Source organism: Methylobacterium sp. A49B, from assembly GCF_053346215.1.
Map to the genome: position 1 here is coordinate 1 of NZ_JBKFBO010000114.1, position 19,414 is coordinate 19,414.

Sequence of the window (19,414 nt, forward strand, 5' to 3'; positions counted from 1 at the left end):
CGAGCCCGGCCATTTGTATCAAGCCGGGAGAGAGAGGTGCGAGGTCATGAGTACGGCCGTTGGCGTCCTGATCCTTGATGAACCGCAGGACCTGAGCGCGACTGTTCGCGCGACACTGGAGCACATGCCCGAGCTCCACACGATCGGCGAGGCGGATCTGGATCGGGCGAACACCGACACGACCGTCGCGCTGATCTTCCTCGACGAGATCCGGCTTGCCGACGGGATCGCCCGCATCGTCGGCCTGAAGGAGCGTCAGCCCAACCTGCGCACGCTGGTGGCCTTCGGCGCGCTCGCGGCGGATGACCTGCGCGCGCTGCTGGCTGCGGGCGTCGACGCGTTCGTGGCGCGCTCGAAGTCGCCCCGGGAACTCGGCGCCGCGCTGCTGGCGCTCGCGGAGGGCTCGGACTGCCTGACACCGCCGGAGCAGCCCGATGCGGCGGCGAGCGAGGCGGCCGACAGCCTGGGCCTCACGCCCCGCGAGGCCGAGGTGCTGCGCTTCCTCAGCTCCGGCTTCAGCAACAAGGAGGTCGCCCGGCGGCTGGCGCTGAGCGTGCGCACCGTCGAGACCCACCGGCTCAACCTGCGCCGCAAGACCCAGACGGGCCGCCTCAAGGATCTGGTCTCGCTCGCCCGACAGCTCGGCCTGGCGCCCGTCGTTGACAACGGCGATCAGGTCCGGCGCGGCACCGACAGCCGCAGATCGAATACCGACGGCCAGTCCCGGCATTGACCGGGACCTCGGGCCGCCCCCCCGGTGGGCCGCTCCATCCTCAAGCTGCGCCGACCCGTGTCTCGGCGCGGGCCTTCGGCGGACGCCGTCCCTTGGCGGAGGCCGACCCTTGAGATCCGGCCGCCGGCTTCGCCGTGCCTTGCGCCTTGCTTTTGGGCGACGCCTTGCCGGGCGGTGCCTTGGAACCCCGGCCGCGCGCAGTGGCTGGCTTGACCGGCTGTCCGTTCCGGGCCGCGTGCCCGGCGGCAGCCAGACGGGCCTGGAGCAGGCCGAGAACCGCAGCCTCCTCGGGGCGAAGATCGGAGAGGTCCGCACTCAATTCCGATTCCACCGCATCCTTCACCTGAAGGAGCAGGCCGCCCTCCAGATAGCAGTCGAGGACCTCGGGATGGATGTAGCATTTGCGGCAGATGGTCGGCGTATTGCCGAGCCGGCCCGCCACGCTCTCGATGGCGGTGCGAATGTTGCGCTTGGCACCCGCCTCGCTGTCGAAGCTCTCGAACTCGCGCAGCGCCAGTGCCGCCAGCACCGTCCCGGCCCAGGTCCGGAAGTCCTTGGCGGTGAACTCCTCGCCGGTGATCTCGCGCAGATAGGCGTTCACGTCCGAGGACGTGACGTCGCGCTGGGTGCCGTCCTGGTCGATGTACTGGAACAGCTCTTGGCCGGGCAGGTCCTGGCAGGCCTTCACGATCCTCGCCACGCGCCGATCCTTGAGCGACACGTCCCAGGTCTTGCCGCTCTTGCCCTTGAAGCGGAAGGACAGCGCCGCACCTTCGATCCGGACGTGCGGATCGCGCAGGGTGGTCAGGCCGTAGCTCTTGTTGGTGCGGGCGTAATCGTCGTTTCCGACGCGGATCAGCGTGGTCTCGAGAAGGTGGACGACCGTGGCCAGCACCTTCTCGCGGGTGAGGCCCTTTCCCCTCATGTCGGCGTCGACGCGCTGGCGGATGCCCGGCAGGGCATTCGCGAAGGCCATGATCCGCGAGAACTTGTTGGCCTCCCGGGCCTCCCGGAAGTCCGGGTGATAGCGGTACTGCTTCCGGCCCTTGGCATCCCGACCGGTCGCCTGGATGTGGCCGTTGCCGCGGGGGCAGATCCAGACATCCGTGTAGGCCGGCGGCACGGCGAGCGACCGGATACGGGCCAGCACCGCCTTGTCGCGCACCGGGGCGCCCTTGGCGTCGAGGTAGCGGAAGCCGGTGCCGCTGCGCTTGCGCGTCAGGCCGGGACGGCCGTCATCGACGTAGACGAGCCCGGCCTCCTCCGCGGCAGCCCGAAGGTTTCCGCCGCTCTCCGCCGTCTCGACACCCGCCATGGAACCCCCCTTCCGTGCACGCCGCCGGGCGACCGGGCCCGGCGGGAAGGCCTTGTTCAACCGGCCGCCCGCGACGCCGTTCCGGGCCTGCGCATCGGTCGCAGGACGAGCCACTCCCGCGTGCTAGAGGGCTTCCATGGATCCCGCGCCTGAAAACCCGCCCCGCCCGATGCGCCGTCTGGTCTTCGTGGTGACCGAGGACTGGTTCTTCGCCTCGCATTTCCTGCCGATGGCGCGGGCCGCCGTCGGCATGGGCCTCTCCGTGTCGGTCGTCACCCGCGTGCGCGCGCATCGCGCGGCCATCGAGGCGACGGGCGCGCGGGTCGTGCCGCTGGAGGCGGAACGGGCGAGCCTTAACCCGATGGCCGCCGGCTACGCGGCCGGGCAGCTCGCCGCGATCCTGAAGGCGCTTCAGGCCGACGTCGTGCACTGCATCGCCCTGCGCGGCATCCTGGTCGGCGGCACGGCGGCGGCCATGGCGGGGATCCCCGCGCGTGTCTACGCGCTGACGGGCCTCGGTCTCGTCGGGGCGCGGAGCGACCGGGTTGGGCGCGCGACCCGCCTCGCCCTGCGGGCCCTGATCCGCGGGCCCCTGGCCTCTCGCCGCACGCGCTTCCTGTTCGAGAACCCGGACGACGCCCGCGCGCTCGGCCTCGACCCGTTGGAGCAGTCGGTCACCGTCGTGGGCGGGGCCGGAGTCGATCCCGCGGCCTTCGCGCCCACACCCCTTCCGCCGATGCCCCCCCTGCGCGTGGCCGTGGTGGCCCGCATGCTGTGGTCCAAGGGGATCGACGTGGCCGTCGAGGCGGTCCGCCTCGCCCGTTCGCAGGGCGCACCCGTGGAACTCGCCCTGTACGGTGCACCCGACCCGTCGAACCGGCGCGTGATCGCCGAGGCGACGTTGAGGGATTGGAGCCGCGACGGCGTGACCTGGCACGGGCCGACGGCCGACATACCCGCGGTCTGGGCGGCCCACCATGTGGCCTGCCTCCCGTCCCGGGGCGGGGAGGGGCTGCCGCGCACGCTGCTGGAAGCGGCCGCCTGCGGCCGGGCGTTGGTCGCGTCCGACGTTCCGGGCTGCCGCAGCCTCGTGCGCGACGGCGTCGAGGGTCTTCTCGTCCCGCCGGGGGATGCACCGGCCCTGGCGAGCGCCCTGGTGCGGCTGAGCGGCGATCCCGCACATGTCGCCGGCTTCGGGGCAGCGGCGCGCGCGCGGATCGAGACCGGCGGCTTCACGGAGCTCGCGGTGACCGACAGCGTCCGCGCCCTCTGGCGCGACCTGCTGGAGGCCTGACCATGCGCGCGCCCGACGATCCGGCCGGCTTCATCCGCGCCCACACCCGCCTGCTGCCGGTCCCGCACGCTCCGGAGATCCGGCTCCACGTGGGCGACGAGGCAACGGCCCTGTGGCAGAAGACCGAGGAGGAGCTTCAGGAGATCGGGCTCCCGCCGCCGTTCTGGGCCTTCGCCTGGGCCGGCGGACAGGCGCTCGCCCGCTACGTCCTCGATCATCCGGAGGCCGCGGCGGGCGCGGCGACGGTGGATTTCGCCTCCGGCTCCGGTCTGGTGGCGATCGCGGCCGCCCGCGCCGGGGCGCGGCACGTGACCGCCAGCGACCTCGATCCTTTCGCCGTCGCGGCGATCGGCCTGAACGCCGCCGCCAACGGCGTCGCAGGGCTGATCGAGCCGGTTGCCCACGACCTGCTCCGGGAGCAGCCGGAGGCCGACTTGGTCCTGGCGGCCGACGTGTTTTACGAGCGTGACCTCGCCCAGGCCGTCACTGCCTGGCTCACGAGCCTGCAGGCGCGGGGCACGATGGTGCTGATCGGGGATCCGGGCCGCACATACCTCCCGCGGGAGCGGCTCGAATGCCTGGCGACCTACGCGGTGCCCGTCTCGCGGTCCCTGGAGGATTCCGAGATCAAGCGCAGCCACGTCTGGAGACTGCGCGCATGAAAATCCGCCGACAACTAACCATACGGCCGCAGCACTCGGATGCACCGAGTGTTCACCCGGCCGAGGAATGCGCTACCAATACTTGGCTCCAGGCGCGTGTGCGGTACGCGGCTGACTTGTGCGCGGTCCCGTCTCGGGGCGTCTCGCAGCGGAAGGGTTCCCGGTGAGTATCGAGTCGAACATCAAGCCGAGGCTTGCCCGCGTCGTCGCCTTCTCCGGAAGCGCCAAGCGGCCTTCGCGCACCCGCGTCCTAGTCGAAGCGCTGGGGGCGGAGCTCGAACGCCTGCGCCGGATCGATCTCACGGTCTACGATCTGATCGACGCCGGACCCGGGCTGGGCGTGACCCAGCGCGATGACCTGCCCCCGGCGGCGGCGGGCCTGATCGAGGCGATCGAGGGCGCGGACGCGCTGATCGTCGGCACCCCGGTCTACCAGGGCGGCTATGCCGGCCTGTTCAAGCACGTCTTCGACTTCGTCGAGCCGGCGCGGATGGCCGGCATGCCGGTGGCGATCACCGCCACCGGCGGCGGCCTGCGCCACGCCCTCGTGGTCGAGCATGGGCTTCGGCCGCTCTTCGGCTTCTTCGCGGCCCATGTGGCGCCGACTTCGGTCTATGCCGGGTCCGACGATCTCGTGGATGGTCGCGTCGTCAACGGCACCGTGGCGACCCGGCTCGGCGCAGCGGCGACGGAACTCGCGGCCCTGCTCGACGTGAAGCGGACCGCCGACGTCTGACGGGATACTCCCCCCGTGCCGATGCGGGCCCTAGATCCCAGGCGGACCACGCTCATCCGCGAGGGATCATGTCAGGTTCTCCGATTACGGCCGGCAAAACGATCACGCCGCAGCCGGCCACATACGTCACGGCCTCCGGCCTGCCCCGCTACCACCCGGTGTCGCAGGTCCTGCACTGGCTGACCGCGGCGCTGGTGCTGGCCATCCTGCCGCTGGCCTGGGTGGCGATCAGCCTCCCGCCGACGCCGGCCAAGGGGAGCATGTTCGTGCTTCACAAGTCGGTGGGCCTGACGATCCTGGCGATCGTCGTCCTGCGGATCGTCTGGCGCATGATTCGTCCCGCGCCCCCGGACCCGCAGGCCCCGCGGCTCCTGACGCTGATCGGCCGCATCAATCATTGGTTGCTCTACGCGATCTTCCTGATCATGCCGATCAGCGGCTATCTGCTGAGCGCGCTCTCCGGCCGCGACACGCCGTATTTCTGGCTGTTCACCGTCCCGGGGCTGCAGAAGGACGAAGCCGCCCAGAAGGTGGCGGAGTCGGTCCACGTCGCGGGGCAGTGGGCCGTCTATGCCCTGGTGCTCCTGCACATCGCCGGCACCGTGTGGCACCTCCTGATCCGCCGCGACGGTTTGCTGGAGCGGATGCTCCCGGTGCAGGACGGGCGCGGCGCCACGCGCTGAGCCATTTCCGCGACGAAAACCTGCGACCGTCCGCGGGCGCCGGCAGGCCTGCGCTGGCTTGGCCGACGCCGGCCTGCGCGACGTCACTCGACGCGGCGCAGCACGAAGGTGGTGCCGACCTCCGGGTCGCGCCGCCAGCGCCCGTCGCCGCTCGGCACGAGATCGATGCTGTGGCCGCGCTTCGCCGTCAGGGTCATGCGACCGTTGGCGAAGCGCCACCGGACGGGATCGAACACCTCGAGGCCGCCATCGTGGCAACCCGGGACGATCCGCACGCCGCCGCCGGTCCCATCGAGGGCGATGCGACAGGTGTCGCGCTCCTGGAAGCGATCGAGGGCGTAGACGCCCGGCCTGGGCCCGGGATCGGCCGCGGCCGCCGTCGCGGGCTGCAATTCGGCCGGGACGGGCGCCGCGGCCTGAAGCGGGGAGGGCGGCGTTCCTTCCGGTGCGGCGGCCTCGGCCTCGGACGGCCCGCCGGGGCGCATCGCCACGATGTCGAGGGGCACGAGGCTGTAGCGCTCACCGCCCTCGGAGGACGCGACGAGGCTGCGTTGATCCGGCCGTCGCGTGAAGTCGAGGATCGGGCGGACGTTGCGATCGACCAGCCGCACGACGCCGTCGACGAAGAGCCATCCCGCGACACCGTTGAGCACCGGCAGGGCGCGGCGGCAGCCGGCCGGGAAGCGCAGCTTCCGTCCGGCATCGCCGTTGTCCAGCACGAGGGTCATCACACAGCGGCGGTTGGTGCCGTCGCGGGACAGATCCCAGGTTCCGGGCACCTGGCCGATCTTCTCGGGAAGGCTCGGCGGCGCCGACGCCGCGGCGGGCGTATCCGCGGCGGGCGAATCCGCGGCCGGCGTCGCCGGCTCGGGGTTCGCCGCCGGCGCGTCCTGCGCCGCCGGCATATCCTGCGCCGCCGCCGGCCGGGACACCAGTGCCAGGAGTATCAGGAAGGCAGGTCCGGCGGATCTCACGCCTTCGGCTTCCAGGGCGTCTCGCCGACGGGCGTCAACGGGCCCCGACCCTCGAACCACGAGATCACGTTGTCGACGACGAGTTGGGCCATGGCCGCGCGGGTATGCTCGGAGGCCGAGCCGACGTGCGGCAGCAGCACCGTGTTGTCGAGGGCCGCGAGGTCGGACGGCACGTGCGGCTCGTTCTCGAACACGTCGAGGCCGGCACCGAGGATCGAGCCCGCCTTCAGCGCTTCGGTGAGGGCCGCCTCGTCCACGAGGCTGCCGCGGGCGACATTGACCAAGATACCTTCGGGGCCGAGGGCCTCCAGCACGGCCTTGTCGACGAGACCGCGGGTGTCGGAGCCGCCCGGGGCCACCACGATCAGCACATGGACGGCTTGTGCGAGGCCGATCAGGCTGTCGTAGTAGGCAAAGGGCACGTCCGTCTGCCGGCGTCGACCGTGATAGGCGATCTCGACGCCGAAGCTTTCCAGCCGCTTGGCGATGGCCCGCCCGATCCGGCCGAGGCCGAGGATGCCAACCCGCCGCCCGCGCAGGGACGCCGTGAGCGGGAACGGCGCCTTCGGCCAGTGACCCGCGCGCAGGTAGCGGTCGGCCTGGGGCAGGCGCCGGAGCGTGGCGAGCACGAGGCCGATGGCGAGATCGGCGACCTCGTCCGTAAGCACGTCCGGCGTGTTGGTGACGACGATGCCCCGCCGATGGGCCTCGACGGCGTCGACGGCGTCGTAGCCGACACCGAAATTGGCGATGACCTCCAGGTTCGGCAGCCGGTCCATCAGCGCGCCGTCGATGCCGACCTGCCCGCCGACGCAGAGCCCGCGGATGCGCGGTCCGACCGCGTCCAGCATCGCCTCTGGGTCAGAAGCGTCCGCGAGGCGGTGGACGGTGTGCCGTCCGTCCAGAGCTGTCTCGACCAGCGGGTGCATCTTCCGCAGGAACAGGATGTCGGCCGCCGCGTCAGGCATCAATCACTCCCTTGTGAGGCCGTCGGCCGGCCATCGTCGATCCGCCGCCTGCGCAACCGGATCCCGCGCCCGGCATAGGGCCTGGGACGGGGGCGGCGCCACCCTGACCGACCCGTCCGCGTGACATCCGTCCACGGGCGCCGGGCGGCCATCCGACCGCGACAGACCTGGCCTCTTTCGAAAACCGCGCGCGATGCCTACTAAGGACCACGCATCACCCGCGAGCGCCAGAACCGACGCATCATCTGAAGACGAAAACCGATGACCAGCCCGCGCACCCTCTACGACAAGATCTGGGACGACCACGTCGTCGATGTCCAGCCGGACGGCTCCAGCCTTCTCTACATCGACCGTCACCTCGTTCACGAAGTGACGAGCCCGCAGGCCTTCGAGGGGCTGCGGGCGGCGGGCCGCAAGGTGCGTCACCCGGAGAAGACGCTGGCGGTGGTCGACCACAACGTCCAGACCTCCGACCGCAGCCAGGGTATCGACGACCCCGAGAGCCGCACCCAGCTCGAGGCGCTCGCCGAGAACGTGCGCGACTTCGGCATCGAGTTCTACGACGCCCTTGATGTCCGCCAGGGCATCGTTCACATCATCGGGCCCGAGCAAGGCTTCACGCTGCCGGGCCAGACGATCGTGTGCGGCGACTCGCACACCTCGACGCACGGTGCCTTCGGGGCGCTCGCGCATGGCATCGGCACCTCCGAGGTCGAGCACGTCCTGGCCACCCAGACGCTCGTGCAGCGCAAGGCCCGGAACATGCGCGTGACCGTCGACGGCACGCTGCCGGCGGGGGTGACCGCGAAGGACATCATCCTGGCGATCATCGGCGAGATCGGGACAGCCGGCGGCACCGGCCACGTCATCGAGTATGCCGGCGAGGCGATCCGCGGCCTCTCGATGGAAGGCCGGATGACGATCTGCAACATGTCGATCGAGGGCGGTGCCCGCGCCGGTATGGTCGCCCCCGATGCGACCACCTTCGCGTATGTGCAGGACCGCCCGAAGGCGCCGAAGGGTGCGGCCTTCGATGCGGCCCGGCGCTACTGGGAGAGCCTCGTCACCGACGAGGGCGCGCATTTCAACCGTGAGGTGCGCCTCGACGCCGCCAACCTGCCGCCGCTGGTCAGCTGGGGGACGAGCCCCGAGGACGTGATCTCGATCCAGGGTCGCGTGCCGGACCCGGCGGAGATCGCCGACGAGAACAAGCGCCAGTCGAAGGAGAAGGCGCTGGCCTATATGGGCCTGACGCCGGGCACGAGGATCACCGACATCACCCTCGACCGGATCTTCATCGGCTCCTGTACCAACGGCCGCATCGAGGATTTGCGCGAGGTCGCGCGTGTGGTTGGCGACCGCAAGGTGCACGAGGGCGTCTCCGCCATGATCGTCCCGGGCTCGGGCCTCGTGAAGGCGCAGGCGGAGGCTGAAGGCCTCGACAAGATCCTCAAGGCAGCGGGCTTCGACTGGCGCGAGCCGGGTTGCTCGATGTGCTTGGGCATGAACCCCGACAAGCTGCGGCCGGGCGAGCGCTGCGCCTCCACGTCGAACCGTAACTTCGAGGGCCGCCAGGGTCCGCGGGGGCGCACGCATCTGGTCTCGCCGGCGATGGCGGCGGCCGCCGCGGTGGCCGGACGCTTCGTCGACATCCGGGAATGGCCGCGCGGCTGAAATCCCGATTGACGGCGACGGCTCCGTTGCCTAAACGGAGCCGTCGCCGGCCGATGGCCGACGGCGAGCCCAGGTGGCGGAATTGGTAGACGCGCTGGTTTCAGGTACCAGTCTCGCGAGAGGTGAAGGTTCGAGTCCTTTCCTGGGCACCACCGATAAGGTGGAGTCGCGAAAACCTGAGAGGCTCACGGCAGCCTCAATACTCCATTCAGTATCGATTGAATTGTACAGCCCGCGCCGGCTTGGCAGCAGGTATCGATCCCGTCTTTCATAGCGTGGGGCTTCGCCTTCACCGACGCTTTTCTCGGGCGCGACCGATCCGTGTCTTGGTCTCCTTCAGCCGGCGACTTGGATACGCACCTCCAGCGCCCCGATCGGACCATCGCAGAGCCTGAAAGCCGGGCCGCCGGCCGGTGAGCTCATGGCGAACGGCTTTCCCATCCGGAAAGCTTTTACAGGCGATCTGATCTTAATCCAGCTGCTCGGCAAAAAATTCAAATCCATGTGACCAGCAATCGCAACACGCACGCAGGTGGTTAGACAAAGAATATACTCCTTCTACTGCAATAAACTTCTCGATCGCCCTTGAACGAATGTCCGTCCTGTGCGACAGAGTGATGTCCGTACAAGACGATGCGGGAGAGCCCAGACCGGCCTGAGTCGGTCATGGCGCCGCGGAGCGACCGCCCCCGGAAGCTTCGAGGCACAATTCCGTAGCGTTGGACGATCTGGAGTGCGACGCGTCCTGCGTCCTTGACGAGCCGAGGCTGCCGAAAGGTCGCCGCGGCTCCAGGCACCCGCGACAGAGGGGGGCGACCGGAATGCTTTGACGGGCATTTCCTCGCCCGTCCGTCGAGGGAGAGCGGCATGTTTCCGGACGACGACGACTTCGAATTTGTCGGCCCTGTACGCGATTGGAACCTCGAACCGGCCTGTGCGGACGTTTTCAAGGATTTCACGTCGCCCGTCTACACGACGGACGCCGATGGCTGGCTGACCTACTACAACGAAGCGGCAGCTGATCTGTGGGGCTATCATCCCGAGCTCGGGAAGACGCGCTGGTGCGGCTGCTGGCGCATCTTCACGATGGACGGCGCCCTGCTTCCCTTCGATCGATGCCCCATGGCCGAGACGATCCGCCAGGGCGTACCCGTACGCGGCGTCCAGGCCCTGCTGGAGCGGCCGGACGGGACACGCATTCCCTTCATGCCGTATCCCACACCCCTGCGCGACGCGTCCGGCACCCTCGTCGCGGCGTCCAATGTGCTCCTGAGGATCACGCGGCTGAACTGGTTGGGTCAGACCGGTGCCTCGGCCGATCCTGCGGCCGATCCCTTGTCCGATGCGATGTCCGGCACGCGCGGAGCAGATCTCGGGCTCGATGATCTGACGGGGATGCTCCAGGCCACCCTGGCGGCCCTGGCGGATGTCGAGTTCGGCTTCCAGAGCGATTGCGAGCGCCTCGAGGGTTGGTCCGATCCGGTGGCGAAGCGGGATCGGATCCTCTGCCAGCTCGAGCAGAAACGGCAGAGGCAGCGCGAGGTCTTGGTCAGACGCGCTGAATGGCTCCAGCGGCAGGCGAGGCCGTTCATCGGCCATCAATCGACCGACACCCCGCGACGGCCGCGACGTGCTTCGCAGGGAGGCGGCACGATTCACTGAGCGCCCGGCGGAACACTCCGGAGGAGCGCCTGCCGGAAGCGTGCCCGAACTCGTTCAAACGGAAGCGTCGGCTTCGCCGGTGCCAAAGGCGCGCGCCGTGAGCGCGTCGCGTCAGCATGCCCGATCAGGTCCCGTCACCTCCCTCACCCACCCCCGCTTGGACGAGGTGGCGGGTCGCGCCAGACCGGGACCGGCGATACCCACTCGATAGAGCGTTGCAAAAGGCTCCGGGCGAGTCCAGGGCGTCGGCGCGTCCGCCGGACAGAGCTACGCGTGCAGCTCGGATCCGAGCGCGCGGGCCGCAAGAGCGCTGTCGGCGATGAGGGCTGCCGGAACGTCCGGCACGATGTCGGCCTCAGGCAGCAGGGTGCTCGGCAGCGTGATCGCCGGCGCAGCCTCCAACGCCCCTCCGTGTGCCTCCATGAACGCGACGATCTTCGGCACGATCTCGGCCCGGAAGCGGGAGCCGTTGAAGACGCCGTAATGGCCGGCGCCCATCTGGAGGTGATAGGCCTTCTTGCTGTCGGGCAGGTTCAGCGTCAGGTCGAGCGCGGCGCGCGTCTGGCCGATGCCGGTGATGTCGTCCTTCTCGCCCTCGATCGCCATCAGCGCGCAGCGACGGATCGCGTTCAGGTCGACGAGCGCGCCGCGATGGCGCATCTCACCCTTGGGCAGGCGGTGCTCGATGAACACCGTCTCGACCGTCTGGAGATAGTACTCCGCGGGCAAATCCATCACGGCCAGGTACTCGTCGTAAAACTCCCGGTGCTTGGCCGCGGAGTCGCCGTCACCCTCGACGAGGTGGTTGAACATGTCCCAGTGGGCCGTCTGATGCCGGTCCAGGTTCATGCTGATGAAGCCGGCCAGCTGGAGAAATCCCGGATAGACGTCGCGGCCGTGGCCCTGATGCGTCCACGGCACCTCGTGGATGCAATGGCGCTCGAACCAGCCGATGCTCCGCTCCTGCGGCAGGCGGTTCACGGCCGTCGGCGAGCGGCGCGTATCGATCGGGCCACCGATCAGCACGGCGGAACGCGGAACGAGTGGATGGTTTTCCGCCTCCATGCGGGCGATCGCCGCCAAGACCGGAACGGAGGGCTGACATACCGCCGCCACGTGCAGGTCCGGGCCGAGTTCCGTGAACAGGTCGATGCAGTAATCGATGTAGTCGTCGAGATCGAAGCGGCCGGCCGAGAGCGGCACCTTCTTGGCGTCGGCCCAGTCGGTGATGAACACCTGATGCGTGTCGAGGAAGGCCGCGACCGTGCCACGGAGCAGGGTGGCGTAATGACCGGACAGCGGGGCCACCACCAGGAGCTTCGGTTTGTCCGACGGTTCGCCGAAGGCAACGACGCGGCAAAATGGTCGCTCCCACACCACCCGCTCGGCGACCTGAAGGTTGAAGGCCGGCTTGGCGTAAGTGCGTGTGGCACGCTCGAACAGCTCACAGCCGGCGGCGATGGCGCGACTCGTGGGTGCGTAAGAGAGAGGGCTGAACGGATTTTCGCACGCCGTCCGGGCCACCTCGGCGGCCACGCGCATGGGCGAGAGCATCTGATCGTAGGCGTCGCGCATCAGGTACAGCATGCGGATGTGTCCTCTGGCGGCCTGACGTCATGCGGCCCGAAACGCCTAACGTTCTTGCATTATGATGCGGTTCCGGGCGCCGACAGCTTTTTATTGCTCATGCCTGCGGCACAAAATTGCTCATCTCCTCCAGTCCTGGCTAGGTTGCCCACGCTACGAAGCGGTGGAAAGCCGCCGCTTGTTGCTCCGCGGCAACAGCGTTGAACGATGGTCTGAGCACACGAAAGCCCGCGTCGGCGGGGCCGAGCGGGCTGAGTGGCGGCATAGGGTCTGGGAATTTCGCCGTGGCGCGCCGCTATCATCCCGGTGATGACGCGCGCGTGACGCCCTGGTGCTTGGCGCGGCGGCAGGATGCACCCTTCGTGTCCCGCATGGCGTAGGGCCGAACGCAACCGACGCCGCGCTAGCCCCCGGTAACCCCAATCAGGATTTTTATCTTATTGACGCTCGGGTCCGAAGCACCCTGGTCTGATGACTTTCGACTGAAACCGCATCACCTTCGCGGTACTGGCGGCACGAAGCGGAGCCCCAGGATTCGAACACACCGATGGCCGAGATCCTGACGCAACAGGGGTTCTGGATTTCGGGCTCGCCTGCGGCGCCCTGGAGAGACCGGGGCGACCATCAACCCAGGGCATCCTCGTCGGAGTGGAAGAACGGTCGAACCCATGTGATCCTCCGCCGAACGAAGAGGTCGGGCGCATCATCAAGGCTCCCAGGACGCAACGTCCCGAGATCCGCGGAGAGGGCCGCGGCTCCGAGGACCGTGCGGTTGCTCCGGCATCGGCCCGAGGCCGGATCCGTCCGGCGCCGGCGATCGACCTCCTGAATGCGCTTTCCGAAACGCCGAAGCCGCCTATCTGCGCGCGCAGGTGCCGGAACCCGAGGCGAGGGTGCCCAGGAGGAGGACGACGCCCTCGATGTCACTGACGAAGCGGATCGTGGGGCTGGTGGGCTTGGCGCTCGTGCCCGCACTCGCCATCCAGGGCTACAACGAGTACGCGCTGCGCGCCGCCCGGAGCGCGGCTGTCCGCAGCGAGGCGATGCGGACCGCGCGGGGCATCGCCGCCGACCTGGGCCAGTACGGGCGCGGCGCCCAGCAGATCCTCGGCATCCTGTCCGAACTGCCCGAGATCCGGCACCGGGATCCGCAAACCTGCACGGCCTATCTCCGGCGCGTCGTCGACAAGGTCCCCGGGTCATTCTTCTTCGGCGTCGCCGATCCGGACGGGAAAATTCGCTGCAACACACTCGGGTCCTCGCCCGGCGCCTACACGATCGCCGACCGATCCTACTTCCAGGACGCGATGCGCACGGGCGCCTTCGCGGTCGGAGACGTCGTGTCCGGCCGTGTCACCCGGAGGCCGACCATTCAGTTCGCCATAGGGATACCCGGTGCGGACGGTCGCTCGGACGGGATCGTGCTGACGAGCATCGACCTGTCTTATCTGGCGGGCCGACAGGCCTCAGCCGGCCTGCCCCCCGACGCGACCCTGACGGTCGCGGACCGGAAGGGCACGATCCTCATCCGGCTGCCGGGTCACGAGGAATGGGTGGGCAGGACGCTCCCGCAGCCGTTCTGGGCGGCCCTGGTCCAGCACCGCGGCGGCGTTGCGGATCTGCCCGGCCTCAACGGAAGCCCGCGGATCACCGCCGTGGCGGAGGCGAGCCCCGACGACCTCGACTCCGTCACGGTGTCGGTCGCCTTCTCACCGACGACGGCCTTCGCCGACATCGATGCCGCCACGCGGCGCGGACTGGTCCTGATCGGCCTCGGCGCCGCCTTGGCGATCGCGGCCGCCTTGCTGGCGGGACGCGCCTTCATCCGCCAGCCTGTCCGCCGGCTGCTCCGCGCCGCCGCGTCGTGGCGGGCCGGTGCGCTGGACACGCGCAGCGGGCTTGCCGGCCCGGGTGAGTTCGGGGAACTGGGCGAGGCGTTCGACGCCATGGCCGCCGCGCTCCAGACCCACGAGGGCGAGCTGCGATCGGAGATCGAGCGGAGCCGCCGTCTGCAGGAGCGGCAGACCCTGATGCTGCACGAGCTGAACCACCGGGTGCGCAACACGCTGGCGACCGTTCAGTCCCTGGCCCGTCAAGGACGACGCGACGATGACCGGGGCGAACGGCTGGAGGGACGCATCCTGGCGCTGTCGAAATCGCACGACCTGCTGTCGCGCGATGATTGGGGCGGGGCGTCCCTGCGCGCGGTGCTCGAGAGCGCGCTCGCCCCCTTCGAGGACGCGGCGCCGCGCCGCTTCGGGCTGAACGGCCCCGACATCGAATTGCCGCCCCGCTACGTGCTGGCGCTCGGCATGACGATCCACGAACTGACCACAAACGCGGCGAAGTACGGAGCGCTCGCGGCCGAGGGCGGCCGGATCGACATCACGTGGCACGTGGCCACGACGGACAGGCCCACCCGGACCCTGGCGCTGGAGTGGCGCGAGAGCGGCGGTCCCCCCGTCACAGCCCCGCAGCGCCGCGGCTTCGGCACGCGCCTGATCTCCAGCGGCATCAGCCGGGAACTCGGCGGCACCGTAGACCTGAGCTTTCCGACGGAGGGCGTCCGCTGCACCCTCGCGGTGCCCCTGGACGAGCCGGACCGCTTCACCTCGTTCCGGAACCCCGTGGGAGCCGGGACATCCGCGATACCGGTCTGACCCGCGCTAGGACTTCGGGAAGTCGTAGAGTTCGGCCGGGTTGTCGACGAGGATGCGCGTGCGGGCGCCCGCGTCGGGCACGAAGGTCGGAAGCAGGTCGAGGAGCAGGGCGTCGTCCGGCTTGTTGGACTGGTTCTCGGTGGGATGCGGCCAGTCTGTCCCCCAGAGGCACCGCGTCGGCGCCGCGGCCGCGAAGGCGCGCGCGACGGCCACGGAATCCCCGTAGGTGGGCGGCCCGACCTTGGTGTCGGCGTAGAGGCCGGTCAGCTTCACCCAGGTGTTGCCCTGGTCGAGGAGCCGGCGGATCAGCTTGAACGTGTCGCTCTCGACGCCCGCAGGCTGCGGACAATGGGCCAGATGGTCGAAGACCAGCTTGCCGCGGATCTTGCGGAAGGTGTCGGCCGCCGCCGCGATCTTTTCGCCCGGCATGTTGATCTGACAGTGCCAGCCGAGGGCGTCGACCCGCTGCGACAGCGGCTCCAGCATGTCGAGCGTCGTGGCGCCGGTTTGCGCGAGGTTGAAACGGATGCCGCGGATGCCGAGGCCGTGCAGGCGCTGCAGCTCGGCGTCGCTCACGGAGGGGTTCACCACGGCCACGCCGCGGAAGTTCGGCCCGAGGGCCGCCATGCCCTCGAGGGTCGGACGGTTGTCGAACCCGTAGAGGGACGGTTGGATGACCACGCCCCGGCCGGTGCCGAGACGCGCCTGAAGGGCGCGGTAATCGTCCGGTGAGGCGTTCGGCGCCGGCAGTCCGCCCGCCACCGGCGCGAAGCGGTCGTCGTAGATGTGGAAGTGGCAGTCGGTGGCGTTCTGCGGGACGCGGAACTTCGGCGCCTCGCTCCCGGTCGAGTACCGCACGTTGTGCTGCGCGGAGGCCGATCGGGCGCGGAGCCCGAGCGAGGCGCCCAGGGACGCGGCGGCCGCACTGCCGAGCACACGGCGTCGGCTGGGGTCAGATGGAATCATCGCGTCCTCCCACTGCCTATAGCCCGCCGCTCTCCGCGGCGCGCCAACTTGAATGCAGAGTACAGTCGGTCCGCATCCGCCGGAACGATGCACGGCGGATGCGGGATACGTCTGCGCGGAAGCGTCAGGCGTTGTCGCCCCGGATCGCCGCGATGACGGCGTCGGTAACCTGCCGGGTCGTCGCCTTGCCGCCCAGATCGGGCGTGTGCAGGTTCGGATCCGCGGTCACCCGCTCGACGGCGCGCATCAGCCGGTCGGCCGCCGGCTTCTCGCCGAGGTGCTCCAGCATCTGGCAGGCCGTCCAGAAGGTCGCGACCGGGTTGGCGATGCCTTTGCCGGTAATGTCGAAGGCCGAGCCGTGGATCGGCTCGAACATCGACGGGAAGGTCCGCTCGGGGTTGATGTTGGCGGTCGGCGCGATGCCGAGCGAGCCCGCGAGGGCCGCCGCGAGGTCCGATAGGATGTCGGCGTGCAGATTCGTCGCCACGATCGTGTCGAGGGTCTCGGGCTTGGTCACCATGCGCATGGTCATGGCGTCGACCAGCATCTTGTCCCAGGTGACGTCCGGGAAATCCTTCGCGACCTCGGCGGCGATCTCGTCCCACATCACCATGGCGTGGCGCTGGGCGTTGGACTTGGTGACGACGGTGAGCAGCTTGCGCGGGCGAGAGCGGGCGAGCTCGAAGGCGTAGCGGATGATCCGGTCGACGCCCGAGCGGGTCATCATCGAGACGTCGGTGGCGACCTCGTTGGGGTGGCCCTGGTGGACCCGGCCGCCGACGCCCGCATACTCGCCCTCCGAGTTCTCGCGCACGATCACCCAGTCGAGCTCCGGCCCCGAGACGTTGCGCAGCGGGCTGGTGATGCCCGGCAGGATCCGGGTCGGGCGGACGTTGGCGTACTGGTCGAAGGGCTGGCAGATCGCGAGCCGCAGGCCCCAGAGGGTGATGTGATCGGGCACGTCCGGCGCGCCGACGGCGCCGAAGAAGATCGCGTCGTGGTCCCGGATCTGCTCGCGGCCGTCGGCCGGCATCATCACGCCGTGCTTCTTGTAATAGTCCGAGCCCCAGTCGAAATGGTCGAACGTGAAGGCGAAGGAGCCGGTCTTCTCGGCCAGCGCGTCGAGCACCTCGATGCCGGCGGCGATGACCTCGACGCCGATGCCGTCTGCGGGGATGGCCGCGATGGTGTAAGTCTTCGTCATCATCGATCTCCTTGAGCTTTGGAAAGGTTCAGCGGGCGACCGCGCCGGCGGGCTCGGCGCGCCGCCCGGCCCGGGCGACCACCAGGGTCAGGATGGCGGAGAGCACGAGCAGGCCCGCCACGAACATCAGGCCGCCGGAGAAGCTGCCGGTCCGGTCCCGGATCCAGCCGATCACCCAGGGGCCGACGAAGCCGCCGAGATTGCCGATCGCGTTGATGGTGGCGATCCCCACGGCCGCCGCCGAGCCGGACAGGAACATGGTCGGCATGGCCCAGAGAGGCGGCTTCGCGGCGCTGATCCCGACATTGACGAGGCTCAGCGCGGCGACGACCGCGAGCACGGAGGCTGCGCCCCCGGCCAGGATCAGGCCGACGGCCGCGGCGAGGCAGGCGATCACCACGTGCCACGTGCGCTCGCCGGTCCTGTCGGAATGACGCGCCCAGAGCACCATCGCCACCACCGCCACGGAGGGCGGCACGGCGTTGAGCAGGCCCACCGCCATCGTCGACAGGCCCAATCCCTTGATGATCTGTGGCGCCCAGATGCCCAGCGTGTAGAGGCCGGCTGAAGTGCCAAAATAGATGAGCGCGAGGGCCAGCACGCGCGGGTCGGAGAGTCCGCTCAGGAGACTGTGGCGGGCGCTCGTCTGTTTGCGGGCGCGCTCCGCCTCCATCTCGGCGACGAGCCACGCCCGCTGATCGGCGGCGAGCCACGTCGCCTTCTCGGGCCGGTCGGTCAGGTAGAACAGCACGACGACCCCGAGGATCACGGCGGGCACCGCCTCGACCAGGAACATCCACTGCCAGCCGTGCAGGCCGAGAAGCCCCTCCATCTCGAGGAGCAGGCTCGACAGGGGCGAGCCGAGCAGCACGGAGATCGGCGCCGCCGCCATGAACAGGGACACCACCGCGGCGCGGTAGCGGGCCGGGAACCAGTAGCTCAGGTAGAGGATGATGCCGGGAAAGAAGCCGGCCTCGGCGGCGCCGAGCAGGAAGCGCAGCACGTAGAAGCTCGTCTCGCCGGCGATGAAGGCGAAGGCTCCCGAGAGGAAGCCCCAGGTGATCATCACCCGGGCGATCCAGAGCCGCGCGCCGACCTTGTCGAGGATGATGTTCGAGGGGACCTCGAACAGGAAATATCCGAAGAAGAAGATCCCGGCCCCAAAGCCGAAGACTGTCGACGAGAAGCCGAGATCCTTGTTCATCGTCAATGCCGCGAAACCGATGTTCACGCGGTCGATGAAGGCGATGAAATAGAGGAGGCAGATGAAGGGTATCAACCGCCACGCGACGCGGCGCATCGTGGCCTGCTCGAGCGAGCCGTCCATCGCATCCTCCCAGTGCCGCGACGCGCTGCTGTTCCTTGCGCGCCATCTTCCATGCAAGATGAAATACAGGTACGGCCGATGAGGTGGGCTGTCAACGCGTGTTCCGCAGGGGCCCCGGACAGTGATAGGGCTGCCTTGCTAGGGGAGGGGTCGATGGCGCGGGCGCAGCCCAGCAAGGGTCAGGACGGGCAGGCGGGCGCCGACGAGGGTCAGAGACCCGCCTCCCTGGTCGACGCGGCTTACGCGGCGATGCGCGCCGCGATCCGGGACGCCAGCTTCACCCCGGGTTATCAGGCCTCCGAGCAGGAGATCGCCCTGCGGCTCGGCATGAGCCGGACCCCGGTCCACGAGGCGGCCATCCGTCTGCAGGAGGACGGGCTCGTGCGGGTCCTGCCCCGGAAGGGCATCCTGATCCTGGCGCTGGCGCCGGACGACATGCGCGAGATCTACGACGTCGTGATCGCGATGGATGGCCGGGCGGCGGAACTGGTCGCCGCGCTGCCGGATGACGCGCGCCATGCGGCCGCGCAGGTCCTCGACGGCCACACGGACGCAATGGCGGACGCGCACGCCAGCGGCGATCTCCTCGGCTGGGGTCAGGCGGACGGGGCGTTCCACGCCGCGCTGATCGAGCAGGCCCGGAACGGCCGCATGAGCCGGATCGTGCAGGCGATCAACGACCAGTCCCATCGGGCGCGGATGCTGACGCTCAACCTCCGCCGGGGTCTCGACGCCTCGATCGCGGAGCACCGGCGCATCGCCGGAGCGGTCCGCGCGGGCGATGCCGCCGAGGCCCTCGACGCCGCGCGCCAGCATCGCATCCGGGCCCGGAACGAGTTGCTGCCCCTCCTGAGCAGCTACGGCCTCAAGCACCTTTAGCGCAGATGCGATCCCTCCACCGCTTCATGTAACATTTTGTGACAGCGGCCGGATTCGCGTTGCCGCCGCGTCGGCGGCGCCTATGCTCCA

16 protein-coding genes and 1 tRNA gene are annotated in these 19,414 nt (G+C 69.5%); 10 read left to right on the plus strand and 7 right to left on the minus strand.

Annotated elements, in window-relative coordinates:
• Nucleotides 1-46 precede the first annotated feature (46 nt).
• Nucleotides 47-733, plus strand: a complete 687-nt coding sequence (locus ACLBX9_RS20125) for a response regulator transcription factor (RefSeq protein WP_447720197.1) — start codon at nt 47-49, stop codon at nt 731-733.
• A gap of 40 nt (nt 734-773) precedes the next feature.
• Here ACLBX9_RS20125 and ACLBX9_RS20130 read toward each other — a convergent pair whose 3' ends face one another.
• The gene (locus ACLBX9_RS20130; RefSeq protein ID WP_447720198.1) at nt 774-2,048 is read right to left on the minus strand and encodes a DNA topoisomerase IB; all 1,275 of its coding nucleotides are present in this window, start codon (nt 2,046-2,048) and stop codon (nt 774-776) included.
• A 136-nt stretch (nt 2,049-2,184) separates the two neighbouring features.
• Here ACLBX9_RS20130 and ACLBX9_RS20135 point away from each other — a divergent pair, with 136 nt between their 5' ends.
• The 4 genes from ACLBX9_RS20135 to ACLBX9_RS20150 all read left to right on the plus strand — a co-directional run bounded on the left by ACLBX9_RS20135 (nt 2,185) and on the right by ACLBX9_RS20150 (nt 5,423).
• Nucleotides 2,185-3,342, plus strand: a complete 1,158-nt coding sequence (locus tag ACLBX9_RS20135; protein WP_010685890.1) for a glycosyltransferase family 4 protein — start codon at nt 2,185-2,187, stop codon at nt 3,340-3,342.
• A 2-nt stretch (nt 3,343-3,344) separates the two neighbouring features.
• Nucleotides 3,345-4,004: a class I SAM-dependent methyltransferase gene (locus ACLBX9_RS20140; protein ID WP_447720199.1), complete on the plus strand. Its 660-nt coding sequence runs from the start codon at nt 3,345-3,347 to the stop codon at nt 4,002-4,004.
• A gap of 163 nt (nt 4,005-4,167) precedes the next feature.
• Nucleotides 4,168-4,740 (plus strand): NAD(P)H-dependent oxidoreductase, encoded by a 573-nt coding sequence (locus ACLBX9_RS20145; protein ID WP_010685888.1) that lies wholly within the window; start codon nt 4,168-4,170, stop codon nt 4,738-4,740.
• Between the two features lie 68 nt (nt 4,741-4,808).
• Nucleotides 4,809-5,423, plus strand: coding sequence for a cytochrome b (locus tag ACLBX9_RS20150; protein WP_447720200.1), 615 nt, complete (start codon nt 4,809-4,811; stop codon nt 5,421-5,423).
• Nucleotides 5,424-5,506: 83 nt separating this feature from the next.
• Here the strand turns inward: ACLBX9_RS20150 and ACLBX9_RS20155 are convergent, their stop codons facing one another.
• Together ACLBX9_RS20155 and ACLBX9_RS20160 are read right to left on the minus strand one after the other, a co-directional pair.
• Nucleotides 5,507-6,397 (minus strand): AprI/Inh family metalloprotease inhibitor, encoded by an 891-nt coding sequence (locus ACLBX9_RS20155; RefSeq protein ID WP_447720201.1) that lies wholly within the window; start codon nt 6,395-6,397, stop codon nt 5,507-5,509.
• Nucleotides 6,394-7,365, minus strand: coding sequence for a 2-hydroxyacid dehydrogenase (locus ACLBX9_RS20160; RefSeq protein WP_447720202.1), 972 nt, complete (start codon nt 7,363-7,365; stop codon nt 6,394-6,396). Before ACLBX9_RS20160 ends, ACLBX9_RS20155 begins: the two co-directional genes overlap by 4 nt.
• 261 nt (nt 7,366-7,626) lie before the next feature.
• On the opposite strand from ACLBX9_RS20160, the gene leuC reads away from it, so the two are divergent.
• The 3 genes from leuC to ACLBX9_RS20175 all read left to right on the plus strand — a co-directional run bounded on the left by leuC (nt 7,627) and on the right by ACLBX9_RS20175 (nt 10,701).
• Complete coding sequence (gene leuC / locus ACLBX9_RS20165) at nt 7,627-9,039, plus strand: 3-isopropylmalate dehydratase large subunit (protein WP_447720203.1); 1,413 nt, start codon at nt 7,627-7,629, stop codon at nt 9,037-9,039.
• A gap of 67 nt (nt 9,040-9,106) precedes the next feature.
• Nucleotides 9,107-9,191 (plus strand) — tRNA-Leu (locus tag ACLBX9_RS20170).
• A gap of 715 nt (nt 9,192-9,906) precedes the next feature.
• Nucleotides 9,907-10,701 (plus strand): histidine kinase, encoded by a 795-nt coding sequence (locus tag ACLBX9_RS20175; RefSeq protein ID WP_447720204.1) that lies wholly within the window; start codon nt 9,907-9,909, stop codon nt 10,699-10,701.
• A 267-nt stretch (nt 10,702-10,968) separates the two neighbouring features.
• Here ACLBX9_RS20175 and ACLBX9_RS20180 read toward each other — a convergent pair whose 3' ends face one another.
• Nucleotides 10,969-12,288 (minus strand): polyhydroxyalkanoate depolymerase, encoded by a 1,320-nt coding sequence (locus ACLBX9_RS20180; RefSeq protein WP_447720205.1) that lies wholly within the window; start codon nt 12,286-12,288, stop codon nt 10,969-10,971.
• Nucleotides 12,289-13,208: 920 nt separating this feature from the next.
• On the opposite strand from ACLBX9_RS20180, the gene ACLBX9_RS20185 reads away from it, so the two are divergent.
• The gene (locus ACLBX9_RS20185) at nt 13,209-14,948 is read left to right on the plus strand and encodes an HWE histidine kinase domain-containing protein (protein WP_447720206.1); all 1,740 of its coding nucleotides are present in this window, start codon (nt 13,209-13,211) and stop codon (nt 14,946-14,948) included.
• 6 nt (nt 14,949-14,954) lie between these two features.
• Here ACLBX9_RS20185 and ACLBX9_RS20190 read toward each other — a convergent pair whose 3' ends face one another.
• The 3 genes from ACLBX9_RS20190 to ACLBX9_RS20200 form a co-directional block, all read right to left on the minus strand.
• Nucleotides 14,955-15,914 (minus strand): amidohydrolase family protein, encoded by a 960-nt coding sequence (locus ACLBX9_RS20190; protein ID WP_447720207.1) that lies wholly within the window; start codon nt 15,912-15,914, stop codon nt 14,955-14,957.
• A gap of 124 nt (nt 15,915-16,038) precedes the next feature.
• A complete protein-coding gene (locus ACLBX9_RS20195) occupies nt 16,039-17,118 on the minus strand; it encodes a tartrate dehydrogenase (protein ID WP_010685879.1) in 1,080 nt (359 codons plus the stop codon).
• 28 nt (nt 17,119-17,146) lie between these two features.
• Complete coding sequence (locus ACLBX9_RS20200; protein ID WP_010685878.1) at nt 17,147-18,445, minus strand: MFS transporter; 1,299 nt, start codon at nt 18,443-18,445, stop codon at nt 17,147-17,149.
• A 153-nt stretch (nt 18,446-18,598) separates the two neighbouring features.
• Here ACLBX9_RS20200 and ACLBX9_RS20205 point away from each other — a divergent pair, with 153 nt between their 5' ends.
• Nucleotides 18,599-19,324: a GntR family transcriptional regulator gene (locus tag ACLBX9_RS20205; protein ID WP_010685877.1), complete on the plus strand. Its 726-nt coding sequence runs from the start codon at nt 18,599-18,601 to the stop codon at nt 19,322-19,324.
• The last annotated feature ends 90 nt before the right edge of the window (nt 19,325-19,414 follow it).

Coding starts and splice junctions, on each gene's coding strand:
- ACLBX9_RS20125 (WP_447720197.1), top strand. CDS start 47: ATGAGTACGGCCGTTGGCGTCCTGATCCTTGATGAACCGCAGGACCTG.
- ACLBX9_RS20130 (WP_447720198.1), bottom strand. CDS start 2,048: ATGGCGGGTGTCGAGACGGCGGAGAGCGGCGGAAACCTTCGGGCTGCC.
- ACLBX9_RS20135 (WP_010685890.1), top strand. CDS start 2,185: ATGGATCCCGCGCCTGAAAACCCGCCCCGCCCGATGCGCCGTCTGGTC.
- ACLBX9_RS20140 (WP_447720199.1), top strand. CDS start 3,345: ATGCGCGCGCCCGACGATCCGGCCGGCTTCATCCGCGCCCACACCCGC.
- ACLBX9_RS20150 (WP_447720200.1), top strand. CDS start 4,809: ATGTCAGGTTCTCCGATTACGGCCGGCAAAACGATCACGCCGCAGCCG.
- ACLBX9_RS20160 (WP_447720202.1), bottom strand. CDS start 7,365: ATGCCTGACGCGGCGGCCGACATCCTGTTCCTGCGGAAGATGCACCCG.
- leuC (WP_447720203.1), top strand. CDS start 7,627: ATGACCAGCCCGCGCACCCTCTACGACAAGATCTGGGACGACCACGTC.
- ACLBX9_RS20175 (WP_447720204.1), top strand. CDS start 9,907: ATGTTTCCGGACGACGACGACTTCGAATTTGTCGGCCCTGTACGCGAT.
- ACLBX9_RS20180 (WP_447720205.1), bottom strand. CDS start 12,288: ATGCTGTACCTGATGCGCGACGCCTACGATCAGATGCTCTCGCCCATG.
- ACLBX9_RS20185 (WP_447720206.1), top strand. CDS start 13,209: ATGTCACTGACGAAGCGGATCGTGGGGCTGGTGGGCTTGGCGCTCGTG.
- ACLBX9_RS20190 (WP_447720207.1), bottom strand. CDS start 15,914: ATGATTCCATCTGACCCCAGCCGACGCCGTGTGCTCGGCAGTGCGGCC.
- ACLBX9_RS20195 (WP_010685879.1), bottom strand. CDS start 17,118: ATGACGAAGACTTACACCATCGCGGCCATCCCCGCAGACGGCATCGGC.
- ACLBX9_RS20200 (WP_010685878.1), bottom strand. CDS start 18,445: ATGGACGGCTCGCTCGAGCAGGCCACGATGCGCCGCGTCGCGTGGCGG.
- ACLBX9_RS20205 (WP_010685877.1), top strand. CDS start 18,599: ATGGCGCGGGCGCAGCCCAGCAAGGGTCAGGACGGGCAGGCGGGCGCC.